This window comes from Streptomyces sp. NH27 (assembly GCF_056859195.1).
Map to the genome: position 1 here is coordinate 1 of NZ_JACEGK010000496.1, position 6049 is coordinate 6049.

Annotated in this window: 5 protein-coding genes, 1 tRNA gene and 1 pseudogene; 2 read left to right on the top strand and 5 right to left on the bottom strand. The window is 71.2% G+C overall.

Annotated elements, in window-relative coordinates:
• The 3 genes and pseudogenes from AC13HU_RS30255 to AC13HU_RS30265 all read right to left on the bottom strand — a co-directional run.
• A pseudogene (locus AC13HU_RS30255) lies at positions 1–406 on the bottom strand (hypothetical protein); the annotation flags it as partial.
• A gap of 89 nt (positions 407–495) precedes the next feature.
• A complete protein-coding gene (gene secE / locus AC13HU_RS30260) occupies positions 496–774 on the bottom strand; it encodes a preprotein translocase subunit SecE (RefSeq protein ID WP_483045162.1) in 279 nt (92 codons plus the stop codon).
• Positions 775–881: 107 nt separating this feature from the next.
• Positions 882–954: transfer RNA gene (locus AC13HU_RS30265), tRNA-Trp, on the bottom strand.
• A 163-nt stretch (positions 955–1117) separates the two neighbouring features.
• Between AC13HU_RS30265 and AC13HU_RS30270 the strand changes: the two genes are divergently transcribed.
• Positions 1118–2368, top strand: coding sequence for a pyridoxal phosphate-dependent aminotransferase (locus tag AC13HU_RS30270; protein ID WP_483045163.1), 1251 nt, complete (start codon positions 1118–1120; stop codon positions 2366–2368).
• 135 nt (positions 2369–2503) lie between these two features.
• Positions 2504–3538, top strand: coding sequence for an adenosine deaminase (locus AC13HU_RS30275; protein ID WP_483045164.1), 1035 nt, complete (start codon positions 2504–2506; stop codon positions 3536–3538).
• 24 nt (positions 3539–3562) lie between these two features.
• On the opposite strand, the gene AC13HU_RS30280 is transcribed toward AC13HU_RS30275, so the two are convergent.
• Both AC13HU_RS30280 and AC13HU_RS30285 read right to left on the bottom strand, forming a co-directional pair.
• Complete coding sequence (locus tag AC13HU_RS30280; protein WP_483045165.1) at positions 3563–4618, bottom strand: UDP-N-acetylmuramate dehydrogenase; 1056 nt, start codon at positions 4616–4618, stop codon at positions 3563–3565.
• A gap of 85 nt (positions 4619–4703) precedes the next feature.
• A partial coding sequence (locus AC13HU_RS30285) for a DHA2 family efflux MFS transporter permease subunit (RefSeq protein ID WP_483045166.1) occupies positions 4704–6049 on the bottom strand: 1346 nt, incomplete at its 5' end.

The window sequence follows — 6049 nt, forward strand, 5'->3', positions numbered from 1 at the left end:
CCTCGGCAGCGGCGGCGTCGGCGTCCTCGCCGGCCTCCTCGGCCTCGTCGTCAGTCTCGTCGGCGTCCTCGGCGGCCTCGTCCTCAGCAGCCTCATCGGCCTCGTCGGCGGCTTCCTCAGCCTCAGCCTCAGCCTCGTCCTCAGCCTCTTCGGCGCGGGCGGCGGCGTTCGCGGCTACGGCATCCGCCTGGCCCAGGTCGTCGTTGGCGACTTCCTCGGCCTTTTCGGGGTCCTCGGGGTCCACGTCGTGCACCGCGCCCTGCTCGGCAGGCTCCCCCGCGGCCAGGTCCGCAGCCTCGGCCTGGTCGATGTCGCCGTCGGCAGCGTCGACGATGTCGAGCGCGGAGTCCTCGTCCTGCACGGACTCGTCGGCGACGTCGGCATCGTGCACGTTCGGGTCAGACACGGTGACTGCTTCTTCCTGACTTCTCAAAGGGTGGGACATACGGCTCGCCGCCCGTGGGATCCGGAGCGGGCCGCGGTTACGAGGGAAGCTCATCCGAAGACGTACGTGACAAGCTTCTCGAAACCGTAGTCAACCACGCTGACGAACGCGATGACGACGACAACGAACACAATCACCACAGTGGTGTACGTCGACAGGTCATTGCGGCTCGGCCAGACGACCTTGCGCAGTTCGGCGACGATCTGACGGTTGAAGAGCGCGAGACGACCGAGCGGGCCCTTCTTGCCGCGCTTACCGCGGCCGGGCTTCTTGTCGGTCTCCTTGTCGTCCTCAGCAGGGACCTCAACGGAGTCCGTGATCTCAGTCACTCGTCCTCACCTGACTCCGGGTCGTGGCCATGCCGCGCCCGTCGCGCGGTACGGCGAGTGCTTCTGTCTGCTTACCTGCGCCCACATCCACCGTCGGACGTGTGGAGCAGGGTCGGAGGGACTCGAACCCACAACCCCTGGTTTTGGAGACCAGTGCTCTGCCAATTGAGCTACGACCCTACGTTGACACCCCCAACCTACCGCAGCGGTAAGACGGGAGGGCCACCGACCGATGAGTGTACGTGGTCCGGGCCGCCCCGTCGAACGCCTTGCACCCGAAAGAGCGGAACGGGCCCGGCGGACTCGGGTGCAGGGCCCGGACGAGGTCTGGGACGATGCAGTCATGAGCCCAGCCACTCCCTCCGCCACGCCCTCCGCACCGTCTGCCACCGACCGGCGGGTATCCGCCCGCATCGGGGCGATCGCCGAATCCGCGACGCTGGCCGTGGACGCCAAGGCCAAGGCCCTCAAGGCCGCCGGGCGTCCGGTGATCGGCTTCGGCGCCGGCGAGCCCGACTTCCCCACCCCCGACTACATCGTCGAGGCGGCCGTGGAAGCCTGCCGGAACCCGAAGTACCACCGCTACACGCCGGCCGGCGGCCTGCCCGAGCTGAAGGCCGCCATCGCCGCGAAGACGCTCCGCGACTCCGGCTACGAGGTGGACGCCTCGCAGGTCCTGGTCACCAACGGCGGGAAGCAGGCGATCTACGAAGCGTTCGCCGCGATCCTCGACCCGGGCGACGAGGTCATCGTGCCCGCCCCGTACTGGACCACCTACCCCGAGTCGATCCGGCTCGCGGGCGGCGTGCCGGTCGAGGTCGTCGCCGACGAGACCACCGGCTACCGGGTGTCGGTCGAGCAGCTGGAGGCGGCCCGCACCGAGCGGACCAAGGTGCTGCTCTTCGTCTCGCCGTCGAACCCGACCGGCGCGGTCTACGACGAGGCCGCGACCGAGGCGATCGGCCGCTGGGCGGTCGAGCACGGCCTGTGGGTGCTCACCGACGAGATCTACGAGCACCTGGTCTACGGCGACACGAAGTTCACCTCGCTGCCCGCGATCGTGCCCGAGCTGCGCGACAAGTGCCTGGTGGTCAACGGCGTCGCCAAGACGTACGCGATGACCGGCTGGCGGGTCGGGTGGATCGTCGGCCCCAAGGACGTGGTCAAGGCCGCCGCGAACCTCCAGTCGCACGCCACCTCCAACGTCAACAACGTGGCGCAGGTCGCCGCGCTCGCCGCGGTCAGCGGCGACCTGTCCGCGGTCGCCGAGATGCGCGCCGCCTTCGACCGCCGCCGGCAGACCATCGTCCGGATGCTCAACGAGATCGACGGCGTGGTCTGCCCGGTCCCCGAGGGCGCGTTCTACGCCTACCCGTCGGTGAAGGCCCTGCTCGGCAAGGAGATCCGCGGCAAGCGCCCGCAGACCTCGGTGGAGCTGTCCGCCCTCATCCTCGACGAGGCCGAGGTCGCGGTGGTGCCCGGCGAGGCGTTCGGCACGCCCGGCTACCTGCGGCTGAGCTACGCACTCGGCGACGAGGACCTGGTCGAGGGCGTCTCCAGGATCCAGAAGCTGCTCGGCGAGGCCGTCGACTAGCTCGGCGCCCTGCTCTTTCCGGCTCCGCTTTTGGGCGCGTTCCGCGCGCCTTCCGCACCCGTTCGCGTTTTCGGGCAAGCCCCCGTTCGGAGAAAATGGTTCCGGGCGGGGGCCGACGTATAGCAGGATCTTTGAATGGCACGCGAGGTAGGGACGACGGCACGCGAGATTCGCGAGCTGCCCAAGGCACATCTGCATCTGCACTTCACCGGGTCCATGCGGCCCGACACTCTGCTGGAGCTGGCCGACAAGCACGGCGTGCACCTGCCCGAGGCGCTGACCTCGGGCGAGCCCCCGAAGCTGCGGGCCACCGACGAGCGCGGCTGGTTTCGCTTCCAGCGGCTCTACGACATCGCCCGCTCCTGCCTGCGCACCCCCGAGGACATCCAGCGGCTGGTCCGCGAGGCCGCCGAGGAGGACGCCGCCGACGGCTCGGGCTGGCTGGAGATCCAGGTCGACCCGACCTCGTACGCGCCCCGGCTCGGCGGGCTGATCCCCACCATCGAGATCATCCTCGACGCGGTGCGGACCGCCTCGCGCGACACCGGGGTGGGGATGGCCGTCATCGTGGCCGCCAACCGCATGAAGCACCCGCTGGACGCCCGCACCCTCGCCCGCCTCGCGGTGCGCTACGCCGACCAGGGAGTGATCGGCTTCGGCCTGTCCAACGACGAGCGGCGCGGCCTGGCCCGGGACTTCGACCGGGCCTTCGCCATCGCCCGGGAGGGCGGCCTGATCGCCGCACCGCACGGCGGCGAGCTGTCCGGGCCGTCCAGCGTCCGCGACTGCCTCGACGACCTGCACGCCCAGCGGATCGGGCACGGCGTCCGCGCCGCCGAGGACCCCTATCTGCTGCGCCGCCTCGCCGACTCCGGGATCACCTGCGAGGTCTGCCCGGCCTCCAACGTCGCCCTCGGCGTCTACGACAAACCCGAGGACGTCCCCCTGCGCACCCTCTGGGACGCCGGCGTGCCCATGGCCCTCGGCGCCGACGACCCCCTCCTCTTCGGCGCCCGCCTCGCCGCCCAGTACGACCTCGCCCGCGACGCCCACGGCTTCTCCGACCCCGAACTGGCGGAGTTGGCCCGCCAGTCGGTCCGCGCCTCCCGGGCGCCCAAGGACGTCCGTGACCGCCTCCTGGCAGGCATCACGCAGTGGGCGGCACCGTGACGACCTGGTGCCCCGCTCGGGCGGCTACAGGGCCGTGCCGACGAAGACGGGTTCGTTGACGAGGGTGACGCCGAACGCGTCGTGAACGCCGTCACGGACCTCACGGGCGAGCGTCAGCAGGTCGGCCGTGGTGGCCGCACCACGATTGGTCAGCGCGAGCGTGTGCTTCGTGGAGATCCGGGCCGGCCCGGCGCCGTACCCCTTGGTGAACCCCGCCTTGTCGATCAGCCAGGCCGCGGAGGTCTTCACATGGTCGGCGTCGGCCGGGTACGCGGGCGGAATGACCTCCGCGCCGAGCCGCTCCTTCACCCGCACCAGGAACTCCGCGTGCTCGGCCGAACTCAGCACGGGATTGGTGAAGAACGACCCGGCGGACCAGGTGTCGTGGTCCGCGGGATCGAGCACCATCCCCTTGCCCGCCCGCAGCGCCAGCACCGTCTCACGGGCCCTGCCGAGCGGCACCCGGTCGCCGGCCTCGACGCCGAGCGCCCGCGCGGTCTCGGGGTACTTCAGCGGCGCCGACAGCCCGCCCGCGTCCTCCAGCGCGAACCGCACCCGCAGCACCACGTGCCGCGCCGGGTCCGCCTTGAAGCGGCTGTGGCGGTAGGCGAAGGCACACTCGGCGCTCGGCAGGGTGACGACCTCGTCGCGCCGCCGGTCGTACGCGACCACCTCGGTGATCGTGGCCGACACCTCCTGGCCGTACGCGCCCACGTTCTGGATCGGCGTCGCGCCGGCCGACCCCGGGATGCCGGCCAGGCACTCCACCCCGGCCAGGCCCGCCTCGACGGTCCGGGCCACCGCGTCCGACCACACCTCGCCCGCCGCCAGCTCCATCGCGGTGCCGTGCAGCGCCACCCCCCGGGTGGCGATCCGGACGGCGGTGCCGTCGAAGCCCTCGTCGGCGATCACCAGGTTGCTGCCGCCGCCGACCAGCAGGACGGGTTCGCCGCGCGCGTCCGCCGCACGTACCGCCGCCACCACGTCCTCGTCGGTCCGCGCGGTCACCAGCCGCCGGGCCGGGCCTCCCAACCGGAAGGTGGTCAGCGGCGCGAGCTCGGCGTTCTCCGTTACATCCACGCGGAAAGCCTAACTTTCCCCCGGGAAAGGTTTTCCGTCCCGGGAGAAAGTCAGGCTCCGTGTCCCGCTGCCCGTCAGGGGGTCGCTACCGCGCGCTCAACGCCGGCTCGGCCGCGCCCCGCGGGTCCTCCACGTCCCGCGCCGGACCCTTGGCGGCGAGCGCACGTCGTGTCGGGTTGCACAGTGCCGTGACCATCCCGAGCGCCAGGATCGACGCGCCGACCCACAGCGCCGGGGTGAGGCCGTTCACGAAGGCCGCCGGGGACTGGTAGCCGCCGTGCGAGGAGAAGATCGTGCTGAGCATCGCGATACCGAGCGCCCCGCCGACCTCCCGCAGCGAGTTGCTGGTGCCGGAGGCGATCCCATGCTCCGACTCCTTCACCGTGCCCATCATCAAAGTGGTGGCGGGGGCGAAGAACAGCGCCATCCCGACGCCGCTGATGATCAGCGCGGGCAGCTGCGCGGCGTAGGAGATGTCCGTCGAGATGATCGACGCGAACCAGCCCAGGCCGATGGCCTGGAAGGCCAGTCCGGTGGCGACGACCACCCGTCCGCCGATCCGGTCGGCGAGGTAGCCCGCGAACGGCGAGACGATCATCGGCATGCCGGTCCAGGGCAGCATCCGCAGCCCCGCCTCGGTGGGGCCGTACCCGACGACGGTCTGGAGGAACTGGCTGAGCAGGAAGATCGAGCCGAACATGCCGACGAACATCAGCATGTTCGTCGCGTTGGTCGCCGCGAAGCCGCGGTTGGCGAACATCCGCATCGGCACCATGGGCCGCTTCGCGGTGAAGCCGTGCCGGACGAACGCCGCCACCAGGATGCCGCCGCCGATCAGTCCGGCCAGCACCCGGCTGCTGCTCCAGCCGTGGTCGTTCGCGCTGACCAGGGCGTAGACGATACCGAACAGGCCGAGGCTGATCAGTGCGGTGCCGCGGAAGTCCAGCCGGGCGTCGGGGGCGTGGGACTCGCGCAGCTTCAGCCGGGCCAGCGGCAGCAGGGCCAGACCGATCGGGACGTTCAGCCAGAAGATCCAGTGCCAGGAGATGTGCTGGGTGAGGGAGCCGCCGATCAGCGGGCCGCAGGCGACCGCGAGGCCGTTGACGGCGCCCCAGATCCCGTACGCCATCCCGCGCTTCTCCTTCGGGACCGCCGCGGTCAGCAGGGTCAGGGTGAGCGGCATCATGATCGCGCCGCCCACGCCCTGGAGCGCCCGCGCGGCGATCAGCGCGTCGATGCCGGAGGAGAGCGCGGCGGCGGCCGACGCACCGGTGAAGATGGTGATGCCGACGAGGAAGAGCCGGCGCCGGCCGAAACGGTCACCGAGCGCGGCGCCGAACATCAGCAGCACCGCGAAGGTGAGGGTGTACGCGCTCACCGTCCACTCCAGGTCCGACAGCGCTCCCCCGAGGCTCTTGCGGATGGCTGTCT

Excerpts from the sequence above, each read along its gene's own strand:
- AC13HU_RS30275 (WP_483045164.1), top strand. The coding sequence starts at position 2,504 with ATGGCACGCGAGGTAGGGACGACGGCACGCGAGATTCGCGAGCTGCCC.
- AC13HU_RS30270 (WP_483045163.1), top strand. The coding sequence starts at position 1,118 with ATGAGCCCAGCCACTCCCTCCGCCACGCCCTCCGCACCGTCTGCCACC.